General features: G+C 57.4%; 26 protein-coding genes and 1 tRNA gene. 7 read left to right on the top strand and 20 right to left on the bottom strand.

The window, feature by feature from the left end:
* Positions 1–25: 25 nt before the first annotated feature.
* The 3 genes from mce to G411_RS0100125 all read right to left on the bottom strand — a co-directional run bounded on the left by mce (position 26) and on the right by G411_RS0100125 (position 5141).
* The gene (gene mce, locus G411_RS0100135) at positions 26–442 is read right to left on the bottom strand and encodes a methylmalonyl-CoA epimerase (protein WP_022957135.1); all 417 of its coding nucleotides are present in this window, start codon (positions 440–442) and stop codon (positions 26–28) included.
* A gap of 53 nt (positions 443–495) precedes the next feature.
* Entirely contained in the window at positions 496–3342 is a 2847-nt protein-coding gene (locus G411_RS0100130; RefSeq protein ID WP_022957134.1) for an ATP-binding protein, read from the bottom strand.
* A 65-nt stretch (positions 3343–3407) separates the two neighbouring features.
* Positions 3408–5141, bottom strand: coding sequence for an acyl-CoA carboxylase subunit beta (locus G411_RS0100125; protein WP_022957133.1), 1734 nt, complete (start codon positions 5139–5141; stop codon positions 3408–3410).
* A gap of 333 nt (positions 5142–5474) precedes the next feature.
* Here G411_RS0100125 and pabB point away from each other — a divergent pair, with 333 nt between their 5' ends.
* The gene (pabB, locus tag G411_RS0100120) at positions 5475–6821 is read left to right on the top strand and encodes an aminodeoxychorismate synthase component I (protein WP_022957132.1); all 1347 of its coding nucleotides are present in this window, start codon (positions 5475–5477) and stop codon (positions 6819–6821) included.
* Here the strand turns inward: pabB and thrH are convergent.
* The 4 genes from thrH to G411_RS0100100 form a co-directional block, all read right to left on the bottom strand.
* The gene (gene thrH, locus G411_RS0100115) at positions 6818–7435 is read right to left on the bottom strand and encodes a bifunctional phosphoserine phosphatase/homoserine phosphotransferase ThrH (protein ID WP_022957131.1); all 618 of its coding nucleotides are present in this window, start codon (positions 7433–7435) and stop codon (positions 6818–6820) included. The genes pabB and thrH overlap by 4 nt on opposite strands.
* Before the next feature lie 78 nt (positions 7436–7513).
* The gene (cysB, locus tag G411_RS0100110) at positions 7514–8488 is read right to left on the bottom strand and encodes an HTH-type transcriptional regulator CysB (protein ID WP_022957130.1); all 975 of its coding nucleotides are present in this window, start codon (positions 8486–8488) and stop codon (positions 7514–7516) included.
* A gap of 41 nt (positions 8489–8529) precedes the next feature.
* Complete coding sequence (locus G411_RS0100105) at positions 8530–9444, bottom strand: 5'-nucleotidase (RefSeq protein WP_028968005.1); 915 nt, start codon at positions 9442–9444, stop codon at positions 8530–8532.
* 53 nt (positions 9445–9497) lie between these two features.
* Complete coding sequence (locus tag G411_RS0100100; RefSeq protein WP_157581064.1) at positions 9498–10916, bottom strand: trypsin-like serine peptidase; 1419 nt, start codon at positions 10914–10916, stop codon at positions 9498–9500.
* Between the two features lie 9 nt (positions 10917–10925).
* Between G411_RS0100100 and alr the strand changes: the two genes are divergently transcribed.
* Positions 10926–12005, top strand: a complete 1080-nt coding sequence (alr, locus tag G411_RS0100095) for an alanine racemase (protein ID WP_028968004.1) — start codon at positions 10926–10928, stop codon at positions 12003–12005.
* Between the two features lie 13 nt (positions 12006–12018).
* On the opposite strand, the gene G411_RS0100090 is transcribed toward alr, so the two are convergent.
* The 4 genes from G411_RS0100090 to G411_RS0100075 form a co-directional block, all read right to left on the bottom strand.
* Positions 12019–13383, bottom strand: a complete 1365-nt coding sequence (locus G411_RS0100090) for an alanine/glycine:cation symporter family protein (RefSeq protein ID WP_022957126.1) — start codon at positions 13381–13383, stop codon at positions 12019–12021.
* A 38-nt stretch (positions 13384–13421) separates the two neighbouring features.
* The gene (locus G411_RS0100085; protein ID WP_022957125.1) at positions 13422–14435 is read right to left on the bottom strand and encodes a D-cysteine desulfhydrase family protein; all 1014 of its coding nucleotides are present in this window, start codon (positions 14433–14435) and stop codon (positions 13422–13424) included.
* 76 nt (positions 14436–14511) lie between these two features.
* Entirely contained in the window at positions 14512–14850 is a 339-nt protein-coding gene (gene yajC, locus G411_RS0100080; protein ID WP_022957124.1) for a preprotein translocase subunit YajC, read from the bottom strand.
* Positions 14851–14940: 90 nt separating this feature from the next.
* A complete protein-coding gene (locus tag G411_RS0100075) occupies positions 14941–15711 on the bottom strand; it encodes an exodeoxyribonuclease III (RefSeq protein WP_022957123.1) in 771 nt (256 codons plus the stop codon).
* A gap of 244 nt (positions 15712–15955) precedes the next feature.
* On the opposite strand from G411_RS0100075, the gene G411_RS0100070 reads away from it, so the two are divergent.
* Genes G411_RS0100070 through G411_RS18745 form a run of 3 tightly spaced genes read left to right on the top strand, consistent with a single transcriptional unit; the run spans position 15956 to position 18647 of the window.
* Positions 15956–16435, top strand: coding sequence for a nuclear transport factor 2 family protein (locus G411_RS0100070; protein ID WP_022957122.1), 480 nt, complete (start codon positions 15956–15958; stop codon positions 16433–16435).
* A 15-nt stretch (positions 16436–16450) separates the two neighbouring features.
* On the top strand, positions 16451–18169 hold the full coding sequence (locus G411_RS0100065) for a class I adenylate-forming enzyme family protein (RefSeq protein WP_022957121.1): 1719 nt from the start codon (positions 16451–16453) through the stop codon (positions 18167–18169).
* A 37-nt stretch (positions 18170–18206) separates the two neighbouring features.
* Positions 18207–18647 (top strand): YkvA family protein, encoded by a 441-nt coding sequence (locus G411_RS18745; protein ID WP_022957120.1) that lies wholly within the window; start codon positions 18207–18209, stop codon positions 18645–18647.
* Between the two features lie 42 nt (positions 18648–18689).
* On the opposite strand, the gene bcp is transcribed toward G411_RS18745, so the two are convergent.
* From bcp to G411_RS0100020, 8 genes are all read right to left on the bottom strand, one after another.
* The gene (gene bcp / locus G411_RS0100055; RefSeq protein WP_022957119.1) at positions 18690–19184 is read right to left on the bottom strand and encodes a thioredoxin-dependent thiol peroxidase; all 495 of its coding nucleotides are present in this window, start codon (positions 19182–19184) and stop codon (positions 18690–18692) included.
* A gap of 11 nt (positions 19185–19195) precedes the next feature.
* Positions 19196–20635, bottom strand: coding sequence for a DNA recombination protein RmuC (locus G411_RS0100050; RefSeq protein WP_022957118.1), 1440 nt, complete (start codon positions 20633–20635; stop codon positions 19196–19198).
* Positions 20636–20675: 40 nt separating this feature from the next.
* On the bottom strand, positions 20676–21239 hold the full coding sequence (locus G411_RS0100045; RefSeq protein WP_022957117.1) for an NUDIX hydrolase: 564 nt from the start codon (positions 21237–21239) through the stop codon (positions 20676–20678).
* 28 nt (positions 21240–21267) lie between these two features.
* Positions 21268–21744, bottom strand: coding sequence for a flavin reductase family protein (locus G411_RS0100040; protein WP_022957116.1), 477 nt, complete (start codon positions 21742–21744; stop codon positions 21268–21270).
* A 102-nt stretch (positions 21745–21846) separates the two neighbouring features.
* Complete coding sequence (gene moaE, locus G411_RS0100035) at positions 21847–22287, bottom strand: molybdopterin synthase catalytic subunit MoaE (RefSeq protein WP_245542359.1); 441 nt, start codon at positions 22285–22287, stop codon at positions 21847–21849.
* Positions 22288–22301: 14 nt separating this feature from the next.
* Positions 22302–22544: a molybdopterin converting factor subunit 1 gene (gene moaD, locus G411_RS0100030; protein WP_022957114.1), complete on the bottom strand. Its 243-nt coding sequence runs from the start codon at positions 22542–22544 to the stop codon at positions 22302–22304.
* A complete protein-coding gene (gene moaC, locus G411_RS0100025; protein WP_028968001.1) occupies positions 22541–23050 on the bottom strand; it encodes a cyclic pyranopterin monophosphate synthase MoaC in 510 nt (169 codons plus the stop codon). Before moaC ends, moaD begins: the two co-directional genes overlap by 4 nt.
* A 4-nt stretch (positions 23051–23054) precedes the next feature.
* Positions 23055–23699 carry an MBL fold metallo-hydrolase gene (locus G411_RS0100020; RefSeq protein WP_022957112.1) on the bottom strand — a complete coding sequence of 215 codons (645 nt, stop codon included), beginning with the start codon at positions 23697–23699 and terminating at the stop codon, positions 23055–23057.
* A gap of 230 nt (positions 23700–23929) precedes the next feature.
* Between G411_RS0100020 and G411_RS0100015 the strand changes: the two genes are divergently transcribed.
* The gene (locus G411_RS0100015; protein ID WP_022957111.1) at positions 23930–25735 is read left to right on the top strand and encodes an amidase family protein; all 1806 of its coding nucleotides are present in this window, start codon (positions 23930–23932) and stop codon (positions 25733–25735) included.
* 72 nt (positions 25736–25807) lie between these two features.
* Here G411_RS0100015 and G411_RS0100010 read toward each other — a convergent pair whose 3' ends face one another.
* Entirely contained in the window at positions 25808–26155 is a 348-nt protein-coding gene (locus G411_RS0100010) for a hypothetical protein (protein ID WP_022652404.1), read from the bottom strand.
* A gap of 191 nt (positions 26156–26346) precedes the next feature.
* Between G411_RS0100010 and G411_RS0100005 the strand changes: the two genes are divergently transcribed.
* Positions 26347–26434: transfer RNA gene (locus tag G411_RS0100005), tRNA-Ser, on the top strand.
* Positions 26435–26544: the final 110 nt, after the last annotated feature.

Here is a 26544-nt window from a genome sequence, read left to right as displayed (position 1 = left end):
CTGAGAGTGGCTGGGGCGCAGATAATTAGTGGTGGTGATCGTCGGAGGGCTGGTTGAGCTCAATCAGCACGCCGTCGCAGGATTTGGGATGAATAAAAATAACCTGGCAGCCATGAGCACCGGGCGACGGTGCATCAGACAGGAACTGATAGCCTTTTTCTTTCAGGCGCGCGACATCGGCTTCAATGTCGTCGGTGCGAAAACACAGGTGGTGAATGCCGCCCGGCTTTTTCTCGAGGTATTTGGCAATTGGCCCTTCGCCGTTAAGCGGATGAACCAGTTCGATGCTGGTGGGGGGCAGTGGGAAAAACGCGGTAGACGTTTTCGCACTTTCAACGTCCTCGGTGCCTTCAAAGGTCAGGCCGAAATCTTCCATGAAGCGCTTGATCGCCTTTTCCAAGTCAGGAACGGCAATTGCGATATGGTCCAGAGCAGTGATCATGATGTCTCCCTCTAAGAGATAGCGGCGCCACCGGGGCGCCGCGAGGACAAGTCTTAACCGGCAATTCCAGCCAGGAAACCATCGGTGCTGGCGCGGCGCGCGGCAGCAATCTGTTCAGGTGTCTCAACCTCGATTTTCTCATCGGGGTTCACTTTGAACAGCGGCTGACCTTTCTTGATGATGACGCCATCACCCTCAATCAGCACTTTCTCGATGGTGCCGGCAAACGGCGCAACCACTTTGTTGAACATCTTCATGACTTCAACGATGTAAAGGGTATCACCTGCTTCGAAGTGGTCGCCTTCATTGACAAAGACATCCATGCCCGGCGCTTCACGCGGATAGAACATACCGCCGCTGGCGGCCAGAATCTCGTCCGACTTCGCAACCGGCGGTGGTACCAGTACCTTCGCCATGCGCTTCTGGAGGCTTTCCTCGGTGAGACGCTCGGGAATTTCGATGCTCAAGTCAGGCTGCACAGCCAGCTCGAAGAAGCCCGTGCTGCTTGCGATATGCGCCAGTACTGCCAGCAGCTCGGTGCCCGCCATATAACCGGCGTGCGCACTGCGTACTGCGGCCCATTCATCCCCACTGAAGCCGGCCGGCGCAGCGTCGCTGCCCAGCGCCTTTTGGATGGCAGTGAAATCTGCCGTACCCAGTTTTTCTTCCAGCGACTTGTAGAAGCCAACGGCAGCGTCAAGGATGTCGTGATCGTGATCCCAGATCATGTAACGCGCAGGCTTGCCGACTTCAAAGTCCATGTTCAGGTAGTGGTACAGGCGATCCAGCAGCAGAATCGGGTTTTCCAGCCACTCGATGCTGCCGTCTTTAATCACCAGCGCCTTCTTGTTGATGCTCAGCCAGCCAGACATATAGTGCGGCTCTGCGAACAGGCGCTCCAGCGGACGGGTGAACAGCAGTTTTTTGGCGTCCAGTACCGCGGCCCACTCGGCAGCCTGCTCGGCATTGGCTTCCAGGTAGCGTTGGCGAATCTGACCGTAGGCATAGTCCAGATCCAGCTGGTTAGCCTGCTCTTTCAGCAAGCCCACCGCCGTCAGGTAAGGCACGATAAAACGCGTGCTCGGGCGCGCATTGATGCCGTTACCAATAAACCAGTGAACCAGGCCGTAGTGGAATTCCAGGTTGGTTGCGAGGTCTTTACCACGCAGCTCCGTGCGACGCAGGATCTCTGCCATGCGATTATAGCTGTCGAGGCGGGTTTCACCGGTCGTCAGCAACAGCGCGATATTCGAGTCGTAGGCCCCAGCCAGATGGTACTTCATGAACACATCGGTATCGGGGTTGTGAGTCGAAATACCCTGGTCGTCACGAATTTCGCCGGGAATGGCGTTGGACCAGTTTTCGATAATGCCGCCCGCGTGAGGCTGCAGCGCCTGGTTGGTGGCGTTCATCCGCGCTTCAACAGAGGTCTTCTCGCGAACAATGCGCTCGGGCTTGGGCAGACGTTTGCCGTGACGGGCCAGCAGCGCCATCACTTCTACCAGACTTTCAGCGATGAAGAAGTCGGCGGGATTGTCCGGGTTGGTGAACTTCAGCTTGTAGCACAGCTCGGTAACGCGGTGCTCCACCTGGATACGCGTGTTCATTTCCATGAAGTAATGCGCTTCACCGTCAACGATACACTCGAAGGTGCCGACGGAATCCAGTTTTACCGCCTGACCGAAGACCGCGCCCTCTTCTTCCATGCGCTGCAGAATGACCAGATCTTTCTTCAGCTGACCGGCTTCTTCCGTCTTGCCTGCGTCTTCAGCCACCGTGATCGCGGCTTTCAGCTCTTCCTCGGTCACGGACACTTCCAACAGCTTCTGCTCGTGCATTTGCAGTGAGCAGTCACGGCCGCCCATGGTCATGCACCACTCGCCGTTACCCACCACCTGAATTTCCTGGTGACGGGTAGTGTCGATATTCATCTCGATGAGGACGTTTTTGTTATCGCCCACACCGTTGGTTTTCAGCTCGATCAGACATTCCAGTACCAGCGAAGGCACTTTGGCAGCGGCTTTCTCGACTTTCTCTTCCAGCGTCGCGCCGTCGTAGGAGTTGGCGGACTGCAGAATACGCTGGCCTTTACCACCGCCACCAGCGATAGCTTTCAAACGGAAGCGGTTATTGGGCTTTTCAGCCAGCATGCGCTTGGCTTCAACTTGCAGTGCAGCGCCGATATCAGCGGCATCGATAATGTCGATGCCTGCATCATAAGAGGCGGCCAACAGTGCCAGCGCTTTCTCTTCGTCGTCTTTGCAAGCCGCAAAGTCCACGTCGAGATTATTGTCTTTGGCACACTTGTCCAGACCGTCTTTGCCGTATTTGGCAAACAGCGCCAGGCTGGTGGCATTGTTCACACCGGGGGTTACCGACACGCCGGTTTCCAGTGCGGTGCGCTTGGCCTGGTCTTTCATGCCAGCGGCTTTCTGGGTGAAGGAACAGGGGCCGATAAAGTTCAGACCGGCCTCTTCCATCGACTCCACCATCTCGGCATCTTCCGACATGAAACCGTAGCCGGCGAAGATAGCGTTATAGCCATTGTCGTGGGCAATGCGAATGATCTGCTGAATACGCTTTTGACGCTCTTCCTTGGTTGCGCCTGTGTAGTCCGGCACGCGGTGAACGCGGTTCGGATCTGTCAGCGTGCGCAACTCGGGCGCCAGCGCATTCGTATAGGTAATAGAGTCTTTCTCAGACAGCAGAATGCCGTAGCTGTTGATACCCATTTCGTCGAAGACATCCATCGCCTCTTTACGGATGGGACCACGACAAATAATTAGGGGTTTCAAGTCCTTACAGGAAAAACTTCTCACCCACTCTGAAGATGATTTATCAAGCTGACGATCTTTGTGAATCAGCGGATTGTTCAGGTAGTAATTGTTGCTCGTTTGCACGTTGATAACCTCGTAAGCGAATCGTCTGTATGTTGTTGTCGAGCGTTTTATCAGTGGTTCACCACTTAGTGGAATTCACGCTGCACGCCACTCATCGGCGCAGGCTGGTAGCCTTTCAGGTGCAATTCCAGTTGCTCGCCCAGGACTTTTCGCAGGTCCGAGGGCATGACGATCTGGGAGATAGAGCCCAGGCTCAATGCTTCGTTGGGGTTCATCAGTTCGCGTTCATAGCGTTGTGTCAGCAGCGCTTCTTCCTGCTTCTGCCACTCGGCAACCGCGGTTTGCGCCGCTGCGCTCGCGTCGGCTTCGCTCATGCCCGCAGCAATGTTCTGCTGTGTAGCCTCGGCGATGCGCGATTTGATTGAGCCGCGAATCTTGCGAACTTCGTCTTTATACACATACTCCACCCCTGCCGGGCCCATTACCGCCAGGCGGGTGGTCGGCAGTGCGCAGACAAAATCGGCGCCTGTGGGGTAGTTATTAAAGGAGGCGTAAGCGCCGCCGAAGGCGTTGCGCACAATCACCAGGAAGCGCGGTGTGCGCAGATCGATGATGGCGTCCAGCATGGCGCGACCCGCCTGAACAATACCGCCGGTTTCCTGATCGCGACCGGGCAGGAAGCCGGTGGTGTCTTCCATGAAGATCACCGGAATATTGTAGATGTTGCAGAAACGGATAAAGCGTGCGTTCTTGTAGGCGGCGTCGATATCAATCTGGCCTGAGGAAACGGCTGAGTTGTTGGCAACAAAGCCCACTACGTTGCCACCGATACGACCCAGCGCACAGATGGTGTTACGCGCACGCTCGGGCTGGATCTCAAAATAGTCACCGTGATCACACATCTGCTGAATAATGATGCTGATGTCGAACGGCGTGTTAAAGCCGGTGGGGCTGTTGAAGGCCTTCTTCAGCAGCAGGTCAACGTCCCAGGTACGGCGAGTCAGCGGATCTGAGGTCGGCTGGAACGGCGGTTTGGACGCAGAGTTATCGGGCAGATAGTTCAGCAGCTCTTTGACCTTGCGCAGCGCCGCCACTTCATCGGGCACCACGAAATCGGTGACGCCAGACTGGCTGTGAACGCTGGGGCCACCCAGTTCGTCAGCCGTCACGTCTTCACCCAGCACGGACTTAACAACACCGGGTCCGGTCAGACCGAAGAACGTGTCGTTGGGCTGAATAACAAAAGAGCCCTGACGCGGCAGGTAGGCACCACCACCGGCGTTGTAGCCGAACATGCACATAATCGACGGCACCACGCCGTTGATTTTACGCAGTGCAGTAAAGGCCTCGGCGTAGCCATCAAGGCCGCCCACACCCGCAGGGATGTAAGCACCGGCAGAATCGTTCATACCAACCAGGGGAATACCCAGTTTGCCAGCCAACTGGAACAGGTTGGCGAGTTTGGTGCCATTGGTCGCGTCCATGGAGCCCGCGCGAACCGTGAAATCATGGCCATACATGGCCACATCGCGGCCGTTGACTTTGACGATGGCGGTCACCAGTGACGCACCGTCCAAATTCTTGCCCCAGTTCTGATACAGCACCTTGGGCTCGGTACCCGCATCGGCCAGCACCTGAATACGCTCCCAGATGGTCATGCGTTTCTTTTCGTGCTGTTTTTGTACCGCTTTGATACCGGCAGCTTTCAGGGGGCGTTGCTGAAGATCATGACCCGCTTGAAGCGCAGCTTCATAGAGGCCAGGTTCGTAATCAATTTGTCCCGGCACGGTAAATTCGAGTTCGGCTTTTAGCGCGAATGGATTTTCCAGTGAGGGCGTCAAATGCTCTTTTTTGCTCATGCCTGTCAGTCCCAAATGTCATTTTTTGTTTCCGAGACCCACATGCAGACTGAAGCTGTCCTCAGCACTGGCCGTAACCAGACTGTTCGGAGTAAGCCAGAAGGCATGTAAGCGACGGATGATTGAGAAGCCTTGCCGTTCTGTATGTGTTGCATTGACGGCTTGAAAGCTTTCTCAAAGCGGCGGCTAACCTTACTTTAGGGCGCTGCGGCTGTCAATCTGAAGGGGTGACCATACCGATCACTTGGAATGACCAAAATACTAGATTTTTCATAGGCCTAGCGCGTACAATCGCCCCCCTGTCAAAGCCCTTCAGGGAGCTTTTCCAACGCCATGTCCGGCCTTTGCCGCAGCCCGCTGCCCTACTTCCATGACAGCAGTCATTATCTCACCTGGCTGACGGAGGCCTCCTGCCCCCTATTGCTGGATTCCGGCAAACCCGACAGTGAGCGCGGACGCTACAGCCTGATTTGTGCAGACCCGGCTCAGTGCTTTGCCTTCACGCCTGACGACGCAACGCCGGTAGCCACACAAATCGACAGGCAACGGCAGGCCATAGAGGCCGCGATCGCCGACTTTGAACATGACCCCGAGCTACCCTTCTGTGGCGGCGCCATCGGTTATATCAGCTACGAGCTGGGGGAGCAGCATCTGCTCGCGCGGAAGACTGGCGACACACTCGACACACTGCCCAGCTGGTTTACCGGCATTTATGACTGGGTCATCGTTGTCGATCATCAACATCAGAAATGTGAACTCGTCGTGCAAGCCGGCAGCCGCAGTGCCTGGCCCGACCGCCTCCGCAACGGGAGTTGCTCTGACAATAAACTCCCCAGCTTCGCGCTGACCGAGCCGTTTGCCAGCTCACTGGACTGGCCCGCCTATCTCGAGGCTTTCAATGCGGTACAGGACTACATTCACGCGGGTGATTGTTACCAGATCAACCTCACCCGGCAGTTCAATGCCCGTTATCAGGGATCACCACTGGTCGCGTATCGCCAGTTACGCAACACTGCCGCCGCGCCGTTCTCGGTCTACTGGGATTTCGGCGCCGGGCAATTGCTGTCTCTCTCACCCGAACGCTTCATCTGCGCGGAAGACGGGCGACTTCGCACCCAGCCTATTAAGGGAACAGCCCGGCGTTCTGACAATACACGGGAAGATCGACAACTGGCTGACGCGCTTCAGAGCAGTGAAAAGAACCGGGCTGAAAACGTGATGATTGTCGACCTGCTGCGCAATGACCTCGGGCGTAACTGTATCGCAGGCAGCGTGAACGTTGACGCACTCCTGGAACTGCAGAGCTTCCGCACCGTTCACCACTTGGTCAGCACCATTTCCGGCGAGCTAATGCCCTCGCGCAGCCCCTTGCAGGCCCTGCTGGACTGTTTTCCCGGCGGCTCAATCACCGGTGCTCCCAAACGCCGGGCGATGGAGATTATCGCGGAACTGGAGCCCAGCCGACGCTCGCTGTACTGCGGAAGCCTGTTTTATTTGGGCAGTGATGGGCGCATGGACAGCAATATTCTGATTCGCAGTTTTGTCTGCCAGAACGGTGAAATACGCGGCTGGGCCGGTGGCGGGGTCGTGGCGGACTCAGTCGCCGATGAGGAGTTTCGTGAAACAGAGGAGAAACTCGGCAAGCTGATGACAACGCTTGCCGAGTCGGTCTCGGATTAGAGACTGAGGTTGCGATTGGAGGCCTTGATGAATTCCAGTTTCAGTGCCTCGTAATCGTGAACCGCAGGGAATTGCGGAAATTCCTCGATCACATTGCTGGGAGCCTTGAACAGAATACCCGCGTCGGCTTCGGCCAGCATTGTCGTGTCATTGTAGGAATCCCCCGCCGCAATGATGCGGTAGTACAGGGTTTTCAGTGCCAGTACCGATTGGCGCTTGGGGTTTACCTGGCGGATTTTGTAATCCACCACCTTGCCCAGGTTATCGGTTTCCAACTTGTGGCACAGCAGCGTTGGCCAGCCCAGTTGCGCCATCAGCGGCGCAGCAAATTCGTAGAAGGTGTCGGAAAGAATCACCACCTGGAAACGCGCGCGCAGCCAGTCTAGAAACTCCCGCGCTCCGTCCATCGGCCGCATGTCGGCAATCACTTCCTGAATATCTGGCAGGCCCAGTCCGTTCTCGTCGAGCAGACGCAGGCGCTGCTGCATGAGCACATCGTAGTCCGGAATGTCGCGAGTGGTGGCCTTCAAGGCTTCAATTCCGGTGCGTTCGGCAAAGTCGATCCAGATTTCCGGAATCAGTACACCTTCAAGGTCAAGGCATGCGATTTCCACGGCTACAGTCTCCTAAGGTCAAAAAAGGCGGTCAATCTAACGGCTCAGCGGGGATAAAGCAATTGCGGGGCCAGGGTATCAGTAGGTCGGCAGTTCGATCGGCGCAAACAACTCGTCCAGCTCCTGTTTGCTGTGGCACTGATAAGCCTGATCGACGAGCTCTCTCGTCAGGTGTGGCGCGAACAACTCAACGAAGTCATACATGAACTTGCGCATATACGTCCCGCGCCGGAAGCCGACCTTGGTCACGCTCGGTTCAAATAAATGGCTGGCGTCCAGTGCCACCAGATCGCTGTCGGCAACCGGGTCGTAAGCCATCTGAGCCACGATGCCAATCCCAAGGCCCAGCCGCACATAGGTTTTAATGACATCGGCATCGGTTGCGGTAAACACCACCTTGGGCTCGAGACCACGCTCACTGAATGCCTCGTCGAGTTTCGAACGCCCGGTAAAACCAAACACATACGTGACGATGGGATGCGCGGCCACATCTTCCACACTCAGACGGGAAACCGCCGCCAGCGGATGGTCCCGCGGCACCAGAATGGTCCGGTTCCAGCGATAGCAGGGCATCATTATCAGGTCAGAAAACAGCTCCAGCGCTTCGGTGGCGATAGCAAAATCCACCCCGAAGTTCGCCGCCAGCTCGGAGATCTGCATGGGCGTGCCCTGATGCATGTGCAGCGACACATCCGGATAGCGTTCGATAAATGCTTTGATAACCGGCGGCAAGGCGTAACGCGCCTGGGTATGCGTGGTCGCAATGGACAGGCTGCCTTTGCTGGGATTGCGAAATTCCTGGGCAATACTCTTAATGCCCTCGGCCTTGTGGAGGATTTCCCCAGCCTCCTTGAGTATTGCCTCCCCGGCGGGAGTAATCCGCGTCAGGTGTTTGCCATTGCGGGCAAAGATCTCCACCCCCAACTCGTCTTCGAGCATGCGAATCTGCTTACTGATACCGGGTTGCGAGGTAAACAGGCTCTGTGCAGTTGCCGAGACGTTCATATCGTGGTGGGCGACTTCCCAGATATACCGCAACTGCTGCAATTTCATTGTTATTGTCTCCAGTAAAACAACACTGATCGCGACCAGTATCAGTCGTCATCACGGTGATTGGCAATGCCGTGGGGAACGTGACCCGCGGGCACGTGCTCGCTCGCCGATTCACAGTGACTATGCTGATCGTCAAAGAACACATCTGCGCCATAGGCGCGCAAAAACTCGCCTTTCTCCAAACCACCGAGAAACAGCGACTCATCGATACGAATATTCCATTCCCGCAGGGTGCGAATTACCCGCTTGTGTGCGGGGGCCGAGCGGGCGGTGACAAGCGCGGTGCGAATCGGCGGCGCATCGGCGGGCAACTCGCGTTGCAAGGTATACAGCGCCGACAGGAAAGGCTTGAACGGCCCGCCACTCAACGGCTGGTCAGCGGCCGCTACCTCGCTGGCGGTAAAGGCTTCCAGTCCCTGGCGTTTGAAGACCTGCTCGGCCTCGTCGGAAAACAGGACGGCATCACCGTCAAACGCAAAGCGCAGCTCGCGTCGCGGCGTCTGGTCGGCCTTGCGGGTACGCGGCATCAAGGTGGCGGCCGCCACACCATTATCCAGTGCCCGACGGACATCTTCAGCGTTCGTTGAAAGGAACAGGTGGCAGCCAAATGCAGCAACGTACTTATAGGGGCTTTCGCCGCCACTGAACGCGGCACGGCGAATATCCAGGTCGTAATGCTCGATCGAATTAAATACCCGCAATCCGGTATCGGCAGAGTTGCGGGACAACAGAATCACTTCAACGCGGGCTTTATCCAGCACGTCATTGAGCTGTAACAGGCGCTCGACAATATTGAAGGCCTCGCCCTTCTCCAATATCTGGTCTTCGTGCTCGATCTGATATTGCTGATAGGCATCCAAGCCCTCATTTTCAAAGACCTGATGGCTGTCGTCGAGGTTAAACAGCGCCCGCGACGAAATAGCAACGACCAGCTTGTCTTCAAATCCCTTGGGCATCAGCATCCCCTTGTGGCAAGAGCTGTAATATACATCACCGCTGCACCGGGGTACTACCGCTGAACATGGCGCCAGTGCACAGCTCGGGGCTTTTCGTTGCGCAATATGCGCTGAATATCTGCCAGTAGCGGCGCCGAAAAGCTCGCCGCAATGGCGCGCTTTTCATGCGCTTGAGTAAGATTTGCCGAGAGAATCGCCACCCCGTTCAGCGGCTCCCCGGGCTGCCACAGCAGAGCCCCACTCTGTCCTGGCTGGCTGTCGCAATCCAGTGACAACAGCCCCATTCGTACCTTGTCACTGCTTGAGATGCTGACAGTTTCTTTCGTTTCTGGGAGGCAAACACTTAGCCACAAACTACTATCGGGCGTGTTTTCAGCGAAGGCATAGCTGTACAGCAGCGAGGAGTCACGGCTGGAACCCAGAGTCGGGCCAACCACCTCCCCCGGAAGGGCAGCGTCCAATCTCAGCAGCGCCAGATCACTGCCTGCGTAGGCTGCAATATCGCCGTTCAGTAGCTGGCGGTGGTTATTCTGCAGCATCCATAGCTGCTCGACGCGAAATGCCTGCGCCGCGTCATTGCCGTTTTTAGGGAAGAATCGCAGAACATCCGCAAGGGGCGCATCGGCCTCTGGCGGGTAAAGGCAATGCGCGGCGGTGATTAGCCAGCGATCGCTGAGCGCGGTAGCCGTACATTGCCCGCTCTGTCGGCCATCGTAATAACTGTACAACTGCCCGATGATCAAGCGCCCCGCTGGCGCCTGCCAAGCTCGGAGGGCAAACGACGCCTCTTGGCTCCGTGGGTAGAATATGGCTGGCGGAGGCTGCTGAACCTTGCCATAAGTCCTGCCATAAGCCCTGCTTACTAGCCGTTGGATATTGCCCTTTTTGTCGCTGGCGAGCAGGCTGCCATCGGGCAACTGCAAGGCATAATGGTCTCCGGATTGTCGCACATCCCCTCGAACAGCAAGTTGATTCAATACCGCCCAGGCGCGCTGCCTGCGCAGCATTTTCTCAGTCGCCAGCTCCCGCTGAAACACCGCGATGGCTGCGTCCACATCCCCGTGCTGCCGACCGAGTAATACAAAGCCGGCATTGATCAAGCGCAATTGCCATTTCTGCGACGGCGCCACATTGGCAAGCGCGGCATACCGTTGCGTCTCGACGAAGTCAGCCGACCACTCCGCGCCGCCCCAGAAATACGCCTGCGCAAAATCGGCGGCAAGCTGTGGACATTCGCGTGAGCGGTCCCGCAGCTGCTGCATGGCCTGCCAATGCGCCTGGTCAATAAGCAGCTTGTCGCTGTAAGACGGCGGAGAGAAGCGTGGCGGACAGGTCTCGAGCAGATCCGTGGCCAAAGCGGGAGAAATCAGCAGTAACAGCAGCACAAGAACTGACAGGCATCGCCCCACAGCGGTAAACTTGGCAACCTCATCGACCGCGTGGCGGTCTCTCTTATCGTGGCAGTGGAGCACTGGCAAACCTTGCGTAATACAAGCTGGCTGGAATTTGACGTGACGGCCCTGCGTCACAATATCTCGGTAGTCAAACAACGGGCGCCGTCGGCCCGTATCTTAGCCATGCTGAAAGCCAATGGCTACGGACACGGTGCCGACTGGGTAGCCGCCAATATCAGCGCCCTCGCCGACGGCTACGGCCTTGCCCGTCTCTGCGAGGCAGAGTCCCTGAGAGCCAGCCAGCCAGAGGCCCGCCTGCTGCTGCTGGGTACCCTGATCGACCGGTCCCTGCTGGAGCGCTGCTCAGAACTGCGATTGGACTTGGTCATCCACCGGCTGGACGATGCCCGTCAACTGTCCCGAACCCCACTGCCACAATCCATTAACGTTTGGCTGAAGCGCAATATCGGCATGAACCGACTCGGCATGAATCATGAGACGTTTGTTGAAGCGCACCGATTGCTAGCCGACAGCCCTCAGGTTGCCGATATTATCCACATGAGTCACTTCAGTGATGCAGATGAACCTAGTACCCCGGTGACCGCAGAACAGTGCCAGCGACTCTGCAGCAGCAGTGCGGAACTTGGTCGGGTGCCGCGCAGCATGGCCAATTCGGCGGCGATTATTGCGCACCCCTACAGTCACTTCGACTGGGTCCGTCCCGGTATTATGCTGTATGGCGACGACCCCACCGGCTATCTGCAAGGTGGCCAGCAGTTGCAAGCGGTGATGCAGTTTAAAAGCCGGATCATTGCGATCAAAGACGTGGAAACGGGTGACGGCGTGGGCTACAACCGCCGCTGGACAGCACCCTCCCCGCGACGCATTGCCACGGTGGGCGTCGGTTATGCCGATGGCTATCCCCGACACGCCGAGGACGGCACACCGATGGTGATTCGCGACCAGCGCGTGCCGCTGGCAGGTCGGGTGTCGATGGATTTATTGACAGTTGATGTCAGCACCCTGCCCGACGCTGAAGTCGGCGACGAGGTACTTCTGTGGGGACACGGCCTTCCGGCCGCCGAGGTAGCCAGCCATTGCCAGACCATCAGCTACGAGCTGTTCACCGGCATCAGCGATCGCGTGGAGCGTCATTACCCGGACTGACAGCCCAAGTCACCTAACTGCCTGCGGATTCCGCCTTGCCCAGTGCCGAGGCCAGCCGTGTCTGTGTCAGTTTAAACACCAACGGGCTGAGCAGAATCAGCGCGATCAGGTTAGGCAGCGCCATCATCGCATTGAGGGTATCTGCCAACAGCCAGATAAAGTTGAGCTGCGCCATTGCCCCCATCGGTATCGCCGCGACCCAGGCCAGTCGGAATACCAGCACAGCCTTAGTCCCGAAGAAATACACGACACAGCGCTCGCCGTAGTAGGCCCATCCGAGAATCGTGGTAAACGCGAAGATCACCAGCCCGAGCGACACCACATAATGTCCGCCACTGAGCAGATGATCAAAAGCCGCCGCTGACAATGCCGCCCCGCTCTCGCCGGTTTGCCAAAGACCCGACAGCAAAATCACAAAGCCGGTAACACTGCACACCAGTAAGGTATCGATAAACGTCCCCAACATGGCAATAAGCCCCTGGCGTACAGGGCTATCCGTGTGCGCCGCCGCATGGGCAATGGGCGCGCTACCCAAGCCCGCCTCATTGGAAAACACGCCCCGGGCCACCCCGTAGCGGATGGCGGCCGCAACACCCGCCCCGGCAAAACCACCAACGGCGGCCGCACCACCAAAGGCAGAATCGAGCACCAGCATCAGCATCTCGGGGATGCGATCGAGGTGCATCCCCAGAATAATCAGCCCCAATACCATGTAACTGATCGCCATAAACGGCACCAGCACACCGGCCACACTGGCAATCCGTTTCACGCCGCCCAACACGACCAGTGCCACGCAAACGGCTAACGCCGCGCCCGTCAGCCACATGGGAACCGAAAACGTGCTTTGCAAAGCGTCTGCAACCGAATTGGCCTGAACGGTATTGCCAATACCAAATCCGGCGAAGATGCCGAAAAACGCAAACGTCCCTGCCAACCATCGCCAGCGCGGCCCGAGACCATTGCGGATGTAATACATCGGTCCGCCGCTGAAATTGCCTTCGCTGTCGCGCTCGCGGAACTCCACCGCACAGACCGCCTCGGCATATTTGGTCGCCATACCAACCAGCGCCGTACACCACATCCAGAACAGCGCACCGGGGCCACCCAGCGCGATCGCGGTCGCCACACCGGCGATGTTCCCGGTGCCGATGGTGGCAGAGAGTGAAGTCATCAATGCCTGGAAGGCACTGATCTCCCCCTTGCCTCGCTCTGCACTGCTGCGACTGAGCAGCAGCACGAACGCGGCGGGAATATGCCGCAGCGGCATCAGACGCAGCCCCAGCATCAGGTACGCGCCCGTACCGAGAATCAGCACCAGCATCGGCCAGCCCCAAACGAGGCCATTAACGTAGCCTATTGCGGTACTGAGTGTGTCCATTTTGTCGCCTTACCGTTGTTGTTGATGATCAAGCGTTGTTAATGATCAAGAAAAGAAAAGTGTTCGCGGTGGGGAAAGACCCCGAAAAGACCGCCGGTGTGCACAAACACCATGTCGCCATCGGCGCCGAATCGCCCCGCCTTACGCTCGGTCAGCAAGGCATGGAAAGCCTTGCCCGTGTAGACCGGGTCCAATACCAGCCCTTCACAGGCCGCCAGCTCGGCAATGCTGCGATATATCTCCTCGTCAGCGCGGGCATAGCCAGGCCCGACATAACCGTCGATAACCCTCACGTCTACCGCATCGACATCGGTATCCAGTGCATAACGCTGTCGCCACTCATGCAGGTCTCGGGCCACTTTATTCAAAAACCAGCGTTCGTCGTCGCAAACATTCACGCCCCACACCGCCGCTTCCGGCAGGTGATAATGCGCCCCCACACTCAATCCAGCCTGAGTACCGCCCGAGCCCGTGGCACACAAGATATGCCGGGGGGAAATCCCCACACGACGACAGTCTGCTGCCAGCTCTTCGCTGGCCTGAAAATACCCCCAGACCCCAATGCCATCTGACGCGCCGGTGGGAATCACAAAAGCACGACGCCCCTGCGCCGCATAATGCTGCACCCAGTGTTCAAACAAGGTAGTTAATTCGCGCGTAAACTGCGGCGCCGGATAAACCGAAATTTCCGCACCGGCCAACTGGTCCAGCAGCAGATTGCCATCGGCTGGAGGCCGATGCTCTCCGCGCAGCAGCAAGTGGCATTTCAGCCCCAACTGCGCACAGAGCAAGGCGGTGGCTCGGCAGTGATTGGATTGCAAGCCACCACAGGTGATCACCGTGTCGCAGCCCTCTTCCAGCGCCTGAGCCAGACTGAACTCCAGTTTGCGGATTTTATTGCCCGACAGCGCGCAGCCGGTAAGGTCGTCGCGCTTCACCCATATTCGGGGGCCGTCTGGGTAGCGCTGCTGCAAGCGGTCGAGGGGTTGTAAGGGCGTAGGCAGTTGAGCAAGGTGGCGACGCGGGGGACGGGCGTTGACGGGGGAAGTCATGACCGAGACCTATGGCGAAGTAGAAAAAAGGAACAGGCAGAAATAAAAACGGGACGCCGTGGCGTCCCGTTGTGACTTATATCGCTTTCAGCGTGCCTTTCGGCAGTACCGCGTGTACCGCAACACGCTGGAACTTCAGCTCGGTGTTGTCGGCCACCTGAAGAACAACGTAGTCGTCGTCCAGTTTGATGACTTTGCCGAGAATACCTGCCGACGTCACCACTTCATCGCCCTTGGCCAGCGCGGCGACCATGGCAGCATGCTCTTTTTGGCGCTTGCGCTGGGGACGAATGGCAATGAAATAGAACAGGCCGAACATCAGTACCAGAAAACCGATCTGGAACAGCTCGCCACCCGGAGGCGCACCGGCGGCACCGGCAGATTGGGCGTGGGCCTGAGAGATAAAAAAGCTCATGGTATTTCCTTCAACAAGACCAATAGAAACTGGGTTCAGCGCCAGCCAGTGCGGCGCTGTAAAGAGGCTGATAGTACACAAGGCACCGGGTCAAAGCGAGCCATCGTAATCCATAATAAAGGGCGCGTGGTCTGAAAACCGCTCGTCGTTATATACCCAGGCATCGCGGATGCTATCCACCAGCCCCGGTGTGATCACCTGGTAGTCCAAACGCCATCCCACATTGTTGGCGTAGGCTTGCCCGCGGTTACTCCACCAGGTATAAACCGCCTCTTGATTGATCTCGCGAAACGCATCAACAAAGCCTGCCTCGTCGTAAAGTTTGTCGAGCCAGGCGCGCTCATGGGGCAGAAAACCCGAGTTTTTCTGGTTGGGTTTCCAGTTCTTCAGGTCGATTTCCTTGTGGCAGATATTCCAGTCAGCGCAAATAATCAGTTCCCGCCCCTGCTCTTTCAGCTCTACAAAGTGGGGATAGATACGCTCAAGAAAATCGTCTTTCTTGGCTTGCGCCGCGTCACTGCTGGAGCCTGACGGCATATACAGAGAAATCACGCTGATGTTGTCGTAGTCGGCGCGGATGTATCGCCCTTCGCTGTCTGCAGGGTCCCAGCCCAAGGCGGTTACGAACTGCTTCGGTGGCCTTTTGCAGTACATGGCGGTGCCGCTGTAGCCTTTTTTCTCGGCATCGCTGTACATCACACTGTAGCCCTCAGGATGAAACTGCGGGTCGTCGAGCTGATCCCGTTGGGCCTTGGTTTCCTGAATACACACCACATCGGCGTCCTGAGTCGCCAGCCATTCGAAAAACCCCTTGCGGGCGGCGGCCCGAATCCCGTTGGTGTTGGCGGTAATAATGCGCATGCGCGGCGGCACTCCTTTCAAACCGAAAAACGGCGGCTAGCTTAACAAATGGCAGTGACGCATAGCGATGCTTTCCGGACATTGCTCACGTGGACACGTCGCGGAAAAAATAGCAACGTCTGAACTCGCCCTTACTTCACCCATACAGAGCATGTTGAAAACCCAAACATGCCCCTACAATCGGCGTCAGATGTACAGAACGTGCTCACTGTTTATAACAACACTAAGACAGGAATCCGAACTCATGACTTTAACGTCTGCTGATCAGTTGTTGCTGATCGAAGCCATCAAACGCCTCAAATATGTCTACCTGCGCGCAGTCGATACCCACGACTGGGATCTGCTGGAAAGCACCCTGAGTGAGGATGTAGTCGCTCGCTATGACGGTGGCAAATACAGCTATGACAATCGCAAAGCGCTGATCGACGGCCTGCGCGGCCACATGGATTCGCCCTCCGTCATCACCATGCACAACGGTCATCACCCCGAAATTGAGCTGCTGAGTGACACCGAAGCTACCGGCAAGTGGTATCTGCAGGATCTGGTTTTCAATAAAGAGCAAAACTGGATGCTGTTCGGCACGGCCATCTACACCGACCACTACCGGTTGGAAAATGGCGATTGGAAAATCTATCGAACCGAGTACGAGCGCATTATGGAAACCATCAATGCTCCCATTCCGGCCACGCTCAGCTTTACCCACAATATGTTTGAAACAAAATAATCCAGGGTCTTATCCATGACATCCATTGCCCAAACCCTAAAAGACTGCGAAGCACAACTCTGCGGCCCCGGCGCTCCTTACGAGCTGGAAGAACGACTGGTCAACGGCCAGCCGATGCGGCACTTCAAGAACGCGCCCAACTCCATGCGAGAGCTGTTGGATGCCGGCCGTCAGCATGGCGACGCCGAGTTTTTGGTGTATGCCGAGCCCGGACAGCCCGAAGAACGCTTCAGCTTCAATGACTTTTATCGGCATGTCGATGCACTCGCCTACCAGCTCGTAGCGCGCTTCGACCTGCAAAAAGGGCAGCGAGTGGCGATCGCCATGCGCAACTATCCCGAGTGGATGATGGCTTATGCAGCAGTCGTATCGCTGGGCGCGATTGTAGTACCGCTCAACAGTTGGGGCACCGCTGAAGAACTGGAGTTTGTGCTTCGCGACAGCGCAGCAGACATCGTATTTGTTGACGAGCGCCGTCGTCAGGCGCTCACCCCCCTGCTGATCGACTTGCCCTGCAAACTGATCGTGGCCCGCGGGCAGGCCGACGAGCATGCCGTTGATATGGCCGCCCTGATCGACGAGGCCAGCGGTAAAAGTATGCCTCAGGCCTGGGAGTTTGACGTAGACGACCCGGTACAAATCATGTACAGCTCGGGCACCAGCGGCAAACCCAAAGGCGCACTGTCCACCCACCGGAATATCACCCAGGCACTATTCAGCTTCGAGTGTCAGGCGATCTGCGCAGCGATGGCCAACCCTGCGGCCATCGAAAAAATGTTCGCCGCAGGCAACGCACCCTGCTCGCTGCTGTCGGTGCCGCTGTTTCATGTTTCCGGCTGCTATGCGGCATTTCTGGTCAATCTGCGCGGTGGCCGCAAAATTGTCATGACCTACAAATGGGACGCCAGAGAAGCTCTGCGACTGATTGAGCAGGAAACCGTCACCGTATTCAGTGCCTCGCCGTCGATGGTTATCGACCTGATGCAACACCCGGATTACGACAAGTTCGACACCAGCAGCCTGTTTTCAGTCGGCGGCGGCGGCAGTGCGTGCCCACCCGCGTTTAAGCGTGTCATCGACCAGCGTCTTGAAAGCGCCTTTGTGGGCACCGGTTACGGCATGACAGAGAGCAATGCTATTGGCTCAAGTTGTGCCGGCGGTGCCTACGAGGAACAGCCCGGCTCGGCGGGAACCCTGTCGCCACTGGTAGATTTTAAAACCTGCGACGAGGACGGAAATGACTTGCCTAAAGGCGAGAAAGGCGAAATCTGGCTGCGCTCCGTAACCAACATTCAATCGTACTGGCACCGTCCGGAAGCCAACGCCTCCGCCTTCAAGGATGGCTGGATGATCACCGGGGATATTGGCTACATCGACGATAACGGCTTCGTCTTCCTTGCAGACCGCGCCAAAGATCTCATTATTCGCGGCGGCGAGAACATCTACCCCGCCGAGATCGAAGCCCTGCTCAGCCAGCACCCCGATGTTCTGGAATCGGCAGTATTTGGGGTACCCGACGAAACGCTGGGAGAGTCCGTAGCCGTATTACTGCGCCTGAACAATGGCAAAGTCTTGAGCGAAGACGAGGTCAGAAACTTCCTCGCCAAGCACCTTGCAGCCTTCAAACTGCCTAAATATATTGAGTTCGCCAGTGCTCCCCTGCCCCGCAACCCGGCGGGCAAAGTGCTGAAGAAGGATATCAAGGCGGAATACGCTACACTGGCGCAAGCCTAATTCGCGCGGGAGCCTCCCGCTGCGGCGGGAGGACAGCATGAAGTGGTTTTCGGCGCGTCGCGCAAAAAAAATTCTCGATGACGGCGCCAGCCAGGCCGACGAGCAACAGCTCGAAGACACGCTGGCAGATCGCCAAAAGATTCTCGACAAGGTAGTGCAAAGTCGCCGCCTTGCGCCCTATCTCAATCAGGTTTCCATTCTCTTTCAGCTCCTGCAGGACTATGTACGCGGCAATTACCGGGAAATCCCTTGGTGGACTCTCGGCGCTGTCGCCACCGCGCTGACATACATCCTCATCCCGCTGGATGCCATTCCCGACGCCATTCCGGTAGCCGGATTTATTGACGATGTAGCGGTACTCAAATTGTGCCTGGAACTCGTCAGCAAAGACCTGGACAGCTACCGGCGCTTTCGCGATGCGCGGGACAGCATTGAAGAGCCCGTCCTCGGCGCTGACGACGGCAAACCCCAGACATAAAAAAACCGCGCCGTAGCGCGGTTCTTGTCAGTCGATGGCGATTCAGTTCAGACCCAGTTCGTCCAGTGCCGCCAGTGCAACCTCGTGGTGATCTTTGGTTTTGAACTTGTCCAGCACCTGACGCAGCACGCCGTCTTTATCGATGATAAAGCTGGTGCGCAGAATGCCGTCGAACTCTTTACCCATAAACTTTTTCGGCCCCCAGGCCCCGTATTTGTCGGCGACCGCGTGATCTTCATCAGACAGCAGGGTGAAATTCAGTGCGGCCTCTTCTTTTTTGGGGTTTTCCTCAAATTTTTTGAGCTTTGCCACCGGGTCCGGGCTCACGCCCAGCACCACGGTATTGCGCTTGCCGAATTCCGCGTAGGTATCGCGAATACCACAGGCCTGCACGGTGCAGCCGGGGGTTTTGGCTTTCGGATAGAAGTACAGCAGCACGTTCTTTTTGCCTTTGAAGTCGGCCAGTTTTACCGTGTCGCCATTCTGATCTTTGAGGCTAAAGGCCGGCGCCTTATTGCCCACTTTCGGAAATGCCATGCTTCCCCCTGTTAGTCGTTGTCGTCACTGTCATCCTGCTGAACATCGGCGCGCTCGGTCAGCGCCGTCGGCAGGGTCTTCTTCACTTTTGCACCGAGCTGTTCAAGGCGCGCCACCCGGCCAACCAGATTGCCCCGCCCCTCGGTCATGCGTTTAATCGTTTTCTCGTAAGCGCTTTGACCGCGATCCAGATGCTTGCCGATGTCTTCCAGCGACTCCACCACCAGCGCAAACTGGTCGTGCAGCGCCCCAGCTTCCCTGGCGATTTTCTCCGCGTTCAGGTTTTGCCGCTCGTAGCGCCAGATACTCTGCACTGTGCGCAGGGTCGCCAGCAAGGTGGTTGGCCCCACGACAATAATGTTCTGCTCATACGCGTTGCGGAACAGCTCCGGATCATGCTCAAACGCGGTCATAAAGGCCGCTTCGACCGGAATAAAAATGAAGACAAAATCCAGCGTGCGAATGCCTTCAATATGCTGATAGGCCTTGGTGGAAAGTCCGGCAATATGCTGGCGCACCGACTGGATATGCGCTTTCAGGTATTCCCTGCGCTCGCTCTCACTCTCCGCACTGCAGTAGCGCTCATAGGCGATCAGAGACACCTTGGCGTCGATGATAATGTCTTTCTCATCCGGCAAGCGCACAATCACATCGGGCTGACTCCGTCGGCCTTCGTCATTGGTAAAGCTGAGCTGGGTTTCGTACTCGTGCCCCTTGCGCAGCCCTGATTCCTCCAGCACGCGCTCGAGAATGACCTCGCCCCAGTTGCCCTGTGCTTTGTTATCACCTTTGAGGGCGCGCGTCAGATTCTGTGCCTCGCGACTGATATTGGCGTTCATGTCCTGCAGTGATTTGAGCTGCTCGCGCAGCTCGCCATGCTGGCGGTTTTCGATGTCGTAAATCTGGTTCACCCGCTCCTGAAAGCCTTTCAATTGCTCGCGAAACGGATTAAGAGACTGCTGAAGGTTTTGCTGATTAGCCTCTGAAAACCTTCGACTTTTTTCATCAAAAATGCGATTCGCCAGCTGCTCGAACTGACGACTTAACTCCTCTCTGGCCTGCTTCAGCAAGGCGATCTGCTCGCTTGAGGATTCCTGCAAATGGCGGTAGTCACTCTCCTTGCGGGCCAGCGCTGCCTGCGCATCGGCCTTCGCACGGTCGGCATCCGAGCGCTGCTGCTCACTGTGCGCCAGCCGCTGGCTGACATCCGACAGACTGGTCTCGGCAACCGCTTTTTGCTGAAGCGCCGCATTCAAGCTCGCCTGCAGTTGTTCACGCTCCTGCGAGGCAGTGGTAAGGCGCTGATTCAGACTCTGAAGCTCTTCCTCCAGCGCTGTGATGCGTCCCTCTTGCAGCTTCTGCTGACGACGGGACAGCAGCAGACCCAGCATCAGCCCTGCTGCAATACACAGGGCTCCGGCCAGCAGAGCAAAGAGGTTAATGTCGTTCATTGCGGTCTATCCCTGTTGCGAAAAAGCCCGCCGGGACAGTTCAGTCGCCGGACTTCCAGTTGACGTGCTCGGCCCACAAGGCGCCGGGCTTGCCGAGCCGGATAGGATAATCATCCCGGCGAAGGTCATCAAAATAATCCACCAGAATATCGGTGACGACCGGAAAGGCCAACTCGGACCAAGGGATCTCGTCTTCGCTGAACAGGCGGCTCTCCAGACTCTCGGGACCGACGCCAAAATCGCCGTCCAGCTCGCCCCGGAAGAACACATACACCTGATTGATGTGGGGAATATCGAACATGCGGTAGAGCTTTTCGCCGCGCACTTTGGCGGCGGCCTCCTCGCGGGTTTCCCGCAGAGCGCCCTCCAGCATGGTTTCGCCGTTTTCCATAAACCCGGCGGGAATCGTCCAGAAACCGTGGCGGGGTTCGATGGCACGACGACAAAGCAGCACTTTGTCTCCGACCGTAGGCAGGCAGCCCACGACCACTCGCGGATTCTGGTAGTGAATGGTATTGCAGCTCTCGCAGATATACCGGGGCCGATCATCCCCCTCGGGGACTTTCAGACTGACGGGGGCTCCACAATCACAGCAATACTTCATCGACTATCGTTCTCGGCGGCAAACGCAATCAGCGCAGCTCGCGGTAAGCGCCGCCCTGGAACACCAATGGTTTTCCAGTGGGGCTGAGGTCCATTTCAGTGACTTTACCCACCAGAATCAGGTGGTCGCCACCATCGTAACGCTGCCAGATATCACATTCGAAGCTGGTCAGTGCACCGCGCAGTACCGGCAGACCGCTCTTGCCGATGCGGTAGTGATCCTTGGACAGCTGATGAGCATCTTTTTTCGAGTACTGGTTCGACAGCGCCGCCTGCTCCTGCGTCAGCACGTTCACCGCAAAGCCGTCGGCAGCTTCGAAGGCCGCGTAGCACTCGGAATCATTGCGCAAACTCCATAGTACCAGCGCAGGGTCCAGAGAAACCGAGGCAAAAGAATTAACGGTCATGCCAAACGGCTCGTAGCCTTTTGGGTTGGCGGTAATCACACAGACACCGGTTGTGAACTGGCCAAGGGCATTGCGGAAGGTCCGGGGATCGAAGCTCATAGTTTTCCTGTCTCGTCGTTTTATGTGCCGGCCGACTAACGGGCGCGGTCGTAGAAGCCGCAAATTATACCTTGGCTTCCTTGAGCATAGCGAGAACTCCAACTAGTCCCAACGGAGGGCAGCGGACGCATCACTGCTTCGGGCATCTACCCAGCGACTGCGTCCGTCGAGCAGCTGCTCTTTCTTCCAGAACGGCGCCTGGGTTTTCAGATAATCCATGATGAATTCGCAGCCGGAAAAGGCCGCCTGCCGGTGGGCAGCGCTCACCGCGACCAGCACAATCTGCTGCCCCGGCAGCAACTCGCCGATTCGGTGAATCACCAGCACCTCGCCCAGCGACCAGCGCCTGGCAGCCTGCTCGGCAATGTCAGTAATACTGCGTTCGGTCATGCCGGGATAATGCTCCAGCCGCATTGAGACGACCTCATCGCCCTCGTTGCGGGCACGCATCACCCCGACAAACTGCACGATGGCGCCACAGTCTGATGAGGTCAACGCCCGACAGGCGTCACCAGCGTCAAAGTCGGCCTCTTGAACGCTCACCCTAATCGCCACGCTCAGCCTCCCGTCACCGGTGGGAAAAAAGCCACTTCATCTCCGGCGACAATCGTTTGCTGTTCAGATGCCACCGCCTGATTCACCGCGCAGCGCAGATTTTCTCGAGACAGCGCCTCCGCCCATTCCGGCCCGCGCTCGCCAAGCAGCGCCTTTAATTCCGCAACGCTGCCGTTGAATTCCAGCTCCAAGGACGCCGTACCCACGTCTTCCCGCAACTTGGCGAAAAACAGCAGCGTAATCATGAGCCGCCCTGCTCCTGATTCTTCTCTTGGGCCTGCCAGTCGCCGGAGCGGCCACCGCTCTTGCTGAGCAGGCGGATATTGTCGATGCGCATACCCTTGTCCACCGCTTTGCACATGTCATAAATGGTGAGCGCCGCTACCGATACAGCCGTCAAGGCTTCCATTTCCACGCCGGTCTGGGCGGCAAGCTTGCAGCGACTGCGAATATGCACGGCACTGGCCTGCTCATCGATAGCAAATTCCAGCTTCACTGATGACAGCATCAGCGGGTGACAAAGCGGAATCAGATCGCTGCACTTTTTGGCGCCCTGAATGCCTGCCAGCCGCGCTACGCCAAGCACATCGCCTTTCTTATGATCACCGCGGGCGACCATGGCCAGGGTTTCGGGCTGCATCACTACGCTGCCCGCTGCCTCGGCAATGCGCTGGGTGACCGCTTTATCGGTCACATCGACCATGCTGGCCTGACCCTGCGCATCAAAGTGCGTAAAACGCTTCTCGCTCATTGCTTCATCCATAGCGGCTGTCAGCAACAAAGGGATTGCTCTGTCGCTCGGCGCCAAACGTGGAGGTTGGGCCATGTCCCGGTACGAAGGTAATGTCGTCACCCAACGGCCAGAGTTTTTCGCGGATAGAGGTAATCAGCGTATCGTAGTCGCCGCGCGGAAAATCAGTGCGGCCGATAGAGCCTTGGAACAGCACGTCACCCACCAGCGCCAGTTTGCTGGGCGCGTGATAAAACACCACGTGTCCCGGTGTGTGGCCGGGACAATGCAGTACCGACATCATTTGAGCACCGAAGCTCACTGTGTCGCCGTCCTCCAGCCAACGGTCCGGGGTAAAGGCATCGGCATGGGGGAAGCCAGACATCTGGCACCATTCCGGCAGCTTGTCGATCCAGAACGCATCTTCCTTTTGCGGGCCAATAATCTTCACACCGTATTTCTGACGAAGAACATCCGCCGCAGCACAGTGGTCCATATGGCCATGAGTCAGCAGAATGACCTCCAGCTCTCCGCCGAGCTGCGATAAGGCGCCCTCAATACGTTCAATATCCCCACCGGGATCGACCACTGCGGCTTTGCCGGTTTCTTCGCAAAGCAGCACCGAACAGTTTTGCTGGTAGGCCGTTACTGGCACCAATGCACACTTCATGCTGTTTCCACCCTCTCAATTCAGGCTGCCAATGATAAGCAGTCAGGCCAGAACTTCATAGGGGCCGCCAGCGCCGGGAAGCACTGGCACAGCGATTGCTTCACACAAAATACGCAATGCGTCATTGCGAAAACAGTGATGTTGTCCACCGCCAGGGATTTGCACTACCCGACGATGAGGTCACCCCCATGCGCCACACTATGCCCCTATCGCGCCGGCGACAGTCTGCGATGCTTTTACCTGCACTCACCCTGATGCTCGCCGCCTGTGGCGGCTCATCCTCGTCCAACAGCGACAATGACACGGCGATAGAGCCGGGCGTCTTTTCGCTGGAAGAAGCGACTGTCGCCGATATCCATGCCGCATTTCGCGGCGAATTGCTGCAAGACAATGGAGAGCCCCTCAACTGTGAAGCGCTGGCAAACCTCTATATCCAGCGCATCTTTGCCTACGATAAAACCCCGCAACCCAGTGGCGGCCTGGCCATTCGCAGTGTATTGGCGATTAATCCGCTGGCGATCGAACAGGCCAAGGCGCTGGATGCCCTCTACGCCCGCGACGGCGGTATTGGCGACCGGCCGATCCACTGCATGCCGATTCTGCTGAAAGATAACTACGACACCTACGACTACCCCAGCACCCAGGGCTCCTACAGTATGCTCGGGCATCAGGCCGGTGTGGATGCGAATTCCGTAGCAGGCTTGCGCAAGGCCGGTGGACTCATTCTCGGCAAAGCCAATCAGGATGAATTCGCCTTCTGGACCACCGGCTTTTCCAATCGCGGCATTCAGGTTACCAACCCCTACAACACCTCCCAGAGCCCGGCGGGCTCCTCGTCGGGAACCGGGGCAGCCATTGCCGCCAACTTTGCGCTGGGCGGCACCGGCAGTGATACCTGCCAGTCCATCCGCCACCCCTCCTCCGTCAATGGCCTGGTGGGCATTCGCCCCAGCCTCGGCGTTATCTCCCAACACGGCATCTTTCCGCTCAGCCATCAGCGCGACACCGGTGGTCCGATGACCCGGACCGTCAGTGACGCTGCCTTGATGCTCGACGCCATGGCCGGCGTGGATTTCCGAGACCCCAAAACCCTGGCGTTTCCTTCGGAGTTACGGCCCGACAGCTACACCGATTTCCTCGATCGCGGACAGCACGGCTTGCAAGGCAAAAACATCGGCATCGTTCGTCAGCTTGGCGATAACAGCGAGGCCGCTGGCACCGACGCTCAGGGCGCACTGATCGCCGAGGCACTCAGTACCATGGAAGCCCTGGGCGCCACGGTGTACGACGTTTACCTGCCGGGGTTTGAAAGCAAGGGCGCTGGCTCCCGCCACTATGATATGAACGAATACTTCGTCACCTTTGAAGCTGAAGGCGGCAATAGCCCCCGCGCCTGCGTCAGCAGCCTCGCCGTCGCGCTGGCTGGCGGCGACGTCGCTCACGGGCGGGATATCTGTGAAGGACTGGACGGCATTATCGAAACAGGACGCGTCGGTTTACGAACTGCACCGCTATTGGCTACCGTCGCCGTCGACGACCTGAACCGGGCACCGACGGAAGAAGAACTTGCCGACATTATCGCCATGCGCGAATACACCACCCAGCAAATGGACACACTGCTGGATGAAAACGGTGCACAGGTCTTCGACAATGACGGTAATCCAGTACGCCTTGATGCACTGATTCTGAGCCCCGGCCCCACAGGAGGGCGCACCTGTGACTTCGGATCGACCACACAGATGGGCTCCATCGTCGTTCCCGTTGGTGTTGATGACAGTGTCGGCGTGCCGAGAGGCATGGAAATTTTTGTTCGTCAGTTTGACGAAGGCACCGGCATCGGTATCGCTTACGACTACGAACAGGCAAGCCAACACCGTCGCGCTCCCGAATTGGTCGCCTCGCCGCTCAGCGGCAATGAAACCATCTCCGGCTTCAATGCCAGCGTGCAACAGGCCTTGATGGATGCGGCCGCCGTCGCTCCAGAAGACCTGCCATTGGAATACTACCTGGAGATTCTTCAGGGCATTGGCGGTTAACTATCGGCCACAAAAAAGCCGGCCTGCGTACTGTGCGAAGGCCGGCTTTTTCTCTGAGAAGCCCGAGCGGCGCTACTTGTTGACCACCTGCCCCCGGTATACCCGCTTGGTGCCTGTCGATGACGCGGCCTCTGCGGCGGGGGCAGCCTCGCGCGCCACCTCCAGCTTGCGCCCTCGATACGTGATCTCTTTATAGCCCTCAGCCACCTCTTTCTCGTCCTTGAACAACAGCGGCCGCCCTGCCAGCGACATCACCTCGGCTATCGTTTTTCGGGCAAAGGGATCACGACTGCTCGGCCCCAACTCCGCAAGCTGATCCAGCAGACCGGGGTCTGCAAGACGAATTCGCACCCCAAATTCCGCGTATATCCGCGACCGCAATTGTTGAAGACGATGCAGCATCTCCGGGGAATACATCATGCCAGCTCCTTACGCTTCGCTCTGCCATGTACACCAAATGCCAATTCGCTCGCAAAAAACATTCCATAACACGCACAACCCGGCATTGATTCCCGACTAAAAATTCGCAATTGCCATCGACAGTAAAATCCCTTAGAGTAGCCGCCCTTAAAACATGAGGCATCCAACGGACGCGCATGTTAACCCGTTCCGGTGAGGTGTCTGAGTGGTCGAAAGAGCACGCCTGGAAAGTGTGTGTACGGCAACGTACCGAGGGTTCGAATCCCTCCCTCACCGCCATAAATAAAAAAGCCCAGCCTTGTGCTGGGCTTTTTTATTTATATTGTGCGGGTCGGTGAGAACCCTCGCCAGGGTTCGATAAAACGCACCGCGTTTTAGACGCCGCAGCA

The organism is Spongiibacter tropicus DSM 19543 (genome assembly GCF_000420325.1).
In the GTDB taxonomy this organism is placed as follows: Bacteria; Pseudomonadota; Gammaproteobacteria; order Pseudomonadales; family Spongiibacteraceae; genus Spongiibacter; species Spongiibacter tropicus.
This window is presented reverse-complemented; position numbering and strand designations above follow the sequence as displayed.

Excerpts from the sequence above, each read along its gene's own strand:
- mce (WP_022957135.1), bottom strand. The coding sequence starts at position 442 with ATGATCACTGCTCTGGACCATATCGCAATTGCCGTTCCTGACTTGGAA.
- G411_RS0100125 (WP_022957133.1), bottom strand. The coding sequence starts at position 5,141 with ATGAGCAAAAAAGAGCATTTGACGCCCTCACTGGAAAATCCATTCGCG.
- pabB (WP_022957132.1), top strand. The coding sequence starts at position 5,475 with ATGTCCGGCCTTTGCCGCAGCCCGCTGCCCTACTTCCATGACAGCAGT.
- cysB (WP_022957130.1), bottom strand. The coding sequence starts at position 8,488 with ATGAAATTGCAGCAGTTGCGGTATATCTGGGAAGTCGCCCACCACGAT.
- G411_RS0100105 (WP_028968005.1), bottom strand. The coding sequence starts at position 9,444 with ATGCCCAAGGGATTTGAAGACAAGCTGGTCGTTGCTATTTCGTCGCGG.
- G411_RS0100090 (WP_022957126.1), bottom strand. The coding sequence starts at position 13,383 with ATGGACACACTCAGTACCGCAATAGGCTACGTTAATGGCCTCGTTTGG.
- G411_RS0100085 (WP_022957125.1), bottom strand. The coding sequence starts at position 14,435 with ATGACTTCCCCCGTCAACGCCCGTCCCCCGCGTCGCCACCTTGCTCAA.
- yajC (WP_022957124.1), bottom strand. The coding sequence starts at position 14,850 with ATGAGCTTTTTTATCTCTCAGGCCCACGCCCAATCTGCCGGTGCCGCC.
- G411_RS0100075 (WP_022957123.1), bottom strand. The coding sequence starts at position 15,711 with ATGCGCATTATTACCGCCAACACCAACGGGATTCGGGCCGCCGCCCGC.
- G411_RS0100070 (WP_022957122.1), top strand. The coding sequence starts at position 15,956 with ATGACTTTAACGTCTGCTGATCAGTTGTTGCTGATCGAAGCCATCAAA.
- G411_RS0100065 (WP_022957121.1), top strand. The coding sequence starts at position 16,451 with ATGACATCCATTGCCCAAACCCTAAAAGACTGCGAAGCACAACTCTGC.
- G411_RS18745 (WP_022957120.1), top strand. The coding sequence starts at position 18,207 with ATGAAGTGGTTTTCGGCGCGTCGCGCAAAAAAAATTCTCGATGACGGC.
- bcp (WP_022957119.1), bottom strand. The coding sequence starts at position 19,184 with ATGGCATTTCCGAAAGTGGGCAATAAGGCGCCGGCCTTTAGCCTCAAA.
- G411_RS0100050 (WP_022957118.1), bottom strand. The coding sequence starts at position 20,635 with ATGAACGACATTAACCTCTTTGCTCTGCTGGCCGGAGCCCTGTGTATT.
- G411_RS0100045 (WP_022957117.1), bottom strand. The coding sequence starts at position 21,239 with ATGAAGTATTGCTGTGATTGTGGAGCCCCCGTCAGTCTGAAAGTCCCC.
- G411_RS0100040 (WP_022957116.1), bottom strand. The coding sequence starts at position 21,744 with ATGAGCTTCGATCCCCGGACCTTCCGCAATGCCCTTGGCCAGTTCACA.
- moaD (WP_022957114.1), bottom strand. The coding sequence starts at position 22,544 with ATGATTACGCTGCTGTTTTTCGCCAAGTTGCGGGAAGACGTGGGTACG.
- moaC (WP_028968001.1), bottom strand. The coding sequence starts at position 23,050 with ATGAGCGAGAAGCGTTTTACGCACTTTGATGCGCAGGGTCAGGCCAGC.
- G411_RS0100020 (WP_022957112.1), bottom strand. The coding sequence starts at position 23,699 with ATGAAGTGTGCATTGGTGCCAGTAACGGCCTACCAGCAAAACTGTTCG.
- G411_RS0100015 (WP_022957111.1), top strand. The coding sequence starts at position 23,930 with ATGCTTTTACCTGCACTCACCCTGATGCTCGCCGCCTGTGGCGGCTCA.
- G411_RS0100010 (WP_022652404.1), bottom strand. The coding sequence starts at position 26,155 with ATGATGTATTCCCCGGAGATGCTGCATCGTCTTCAACAATTGCGGTCG.